2 protein-coding genes are annotated in these 2,276 nt (G+C 76.8%); both read right to left on the bottom strand.

The features are described from left to right. Positions 1-28: 28 nt before the first annotated feature. Complete coding sequence (fes, locus tag ABD308_RS02875) at positions 29-1,207, bottom strand: enterochelin esterase (RefSeq protein ID WP_344325001.1); 1,179 nt, start codon at positions 1,205-1,207, stop codon at positions 29-31. Positions 1,208-1,226: 19 nt separating this feature from the next. Further along, positions 1,227-2,276: FecCD family ABC transporter permease (locus ABD308_RS02870; protein WP_344324998.1), on the bottom strand; the 1,050-nt coding region annotated here is incomplete at its 5' end.

Here is a 2,276-nt window from a genome sequence, read left to right as displayed (position 1 = left end):
GGCCGTCCGCTGCACCGGGGACCGGCCGTCAGCGCCTGGCGGATCCGCCCAGCAGGTGGACCAGGCCGTCGGCCAGGCCGCCGCGCCAGCAGGCGTAGTCGTGGCCTCCGTTGAACTCCCGGTAGGCGAGGTCGTAGCCGCGCGCGGTCAGTACGTCGCGCAGGTGGCGGTTCTGGGTGAGCAGCATCCACTCCTGGAGGCCGACCTCGATCCAGAACCGCGCCCCGCCGCGTTCGGTGGCCGCGAACCGGCGGGTCAGCCACTCGCCGCCGCTGTCGAACTCGGTGCCGTCCGGCCACCAGAACGATCCGGACTGCGACAGCGCGTTGCCGAACCGGGCGGGGCGGCGGAAGGCGGCGAAGGCGGCGGTCAGTCCGCCCGCGCTCTGGCCGGCGATCACGGTGCGGGCCGGGTCGGCGGTGGCGCGGTGCTCGGCGGCGGCCCAGGGCAGGATCCGGTCGGCGAGCAGGTCGACGAAGTCCGGGTTGCAGCTGAGGTCGGCCGGCCGGCCGGGGCCCATGGTGTGGACGAGCAGGGCGACGGTCGGCGGGATCAGGCCCTCGGCGGTCAGGTTGTCCAGGGTGTCGCCGAAGGACAGCACCTCGCCCCACATCTCGCCGTCCAGCAGGACCAGCACGGGGTACGGGCCGGCGTCGGCGCGGTGCCCGGCGGGCAGGTGGACGTCGATCCGCCGCCCGGCCACCTCGGCGCGCACGGTGCGGCCGCGGGGCACGTCCGCGCGCCGCTCGGCGTACGGCTGGGCGGGCGCCTCGGGCAGGGCGAGCACCGTGGAGGGGTGGCGGCCGTCGCGGGCGGGCAGCCGGGGGCCGGTGCCGAGCGGGTCGGGGAGGGCGCCGTCCAGGACGCGCAGCCAGTCGGCCCGCCGGGTGCCGGGGACGGCGCCGCGCACCGGGTACAGCTGGTAGGAGGCCCGGTGGTCGGCGCGCAGCCGGTAGCCGCGCGACCAGCCGCCGGGCCGGCGCTCCATCAGGTGCGGGGTGAGGTCGCCGGCGTGCCGGTCCTTGTCGGTGACGGTGTGGACGAGCGCGAGCACGCCGTCGTACGGCGGCTCGCCCGGCTCGTCGCGCAGGACGAAGGTCACCCGCCGGTAGGCCGGGTCGTCGGGGTCGGGGTCGACCAGCGGCGCGCCCTCGGCGGCCACCCTGGCCCAGAACTCGTCACCGGTGTCGCGCGGTTCACTCTGCACGTGCGGAACTCCTCGATGGTCAGGCGGGGTTGCCCTTGCGGCCGAGCAACACCCAGAGCAGGAAGGGGCCGCCGAGCACGGTGGTGACGATGCCCACCGGGATCTCGACGCCGGAGATCAGCACCCGGCCGAGGGTGTCGGCCAGCACGATCAGTACCGCGCCGACCAGCGCCGAGCCGAGCACCGGGACGCGGGCCGGGCCGGCCAGCCGTCCGGCGATCACCGGCGCGGCCAGCGCGACGAAGCCGACCGGACCGCAGACGCCGACGGCGAGGCCGGCCAGCGCGACGGCCAGCAGCAGGCAGGCGAGCCGGACCCGGCCGGGGTCGACGCCGAGCGAGGACGCCACGTTGTCGTCGAACCGCAGGACGGCCAGCCGGCGGGCCACCACCAGGGCGAGCGGCACCAGCACGGCGAGGCCGATCAGCACCGGCGTGGCCACCTCGTAGTCGCGGCCGTTGAGGCTGCCGGAGGTCCAGACGTAGAGCGAGGACGCCGAGCTGAGCGAGCGCCGGGCCATCGCCACCTGGATGACGGCGGAGGCGAGCGCCGACATGGCGAGGCCCACCACCAGCACCCGGTAGCCGCGCGCGCCGAGCCCGCCGGAGACGACGGTGACCACGCCGACGGCGACCAGCGCGCCGATCGGCCCGGCCCACCAGGCGCCGAACGTGCCCGAGGCGGTGACCGAGATCAGCACGGCGGCGGTGGCGCCGTCGTTGACGCCGAGCAGTTCGGGGGTGGCGAGCCGGTTGCGGGCCAGCGTCTGGGTGAGGCAACCGGCCAGGCCGAGCGCGGCGCCGGCGGCGAGGCCCGCGACGATCCGGCTGAGCCGGAACTTCTGCACCAGCAGCACGTCGAGGCGCTCGCCGTAGCCGAAGACGGCCTGGAAGGTGCGCCCGAGGCCGAGGTCGCTCTGGCCGGCGTGCGCGGAGACCACCACGGCGGCCAGCAGCGCGGCGGCGAGGCCGAGCGCGGCCAGCGCGGAGCGGCGGGGGAGCAGCACGGACAGCGCGCCGCGCCGGACCACCAGGTCGGGCCGGGGCGGCTTCTCCTCCGGATGCCCGTG

Origin of the sequence: Kitasatospora putterlickiae, from assembly GCF_039527695.1 — a bacterium.
Lineage (GTDB): Bacteria > Actinomycetota > Actinomycetes > Streptomycetales > Streptomycetaceae > Kitasatospora > Kitasatospora putterlickiae.
The sequence above is the reverse complement of the archived record's forward strand: the minus strand, read 5'-3'. Positions and strand labels throughout refer to the sequence as shown.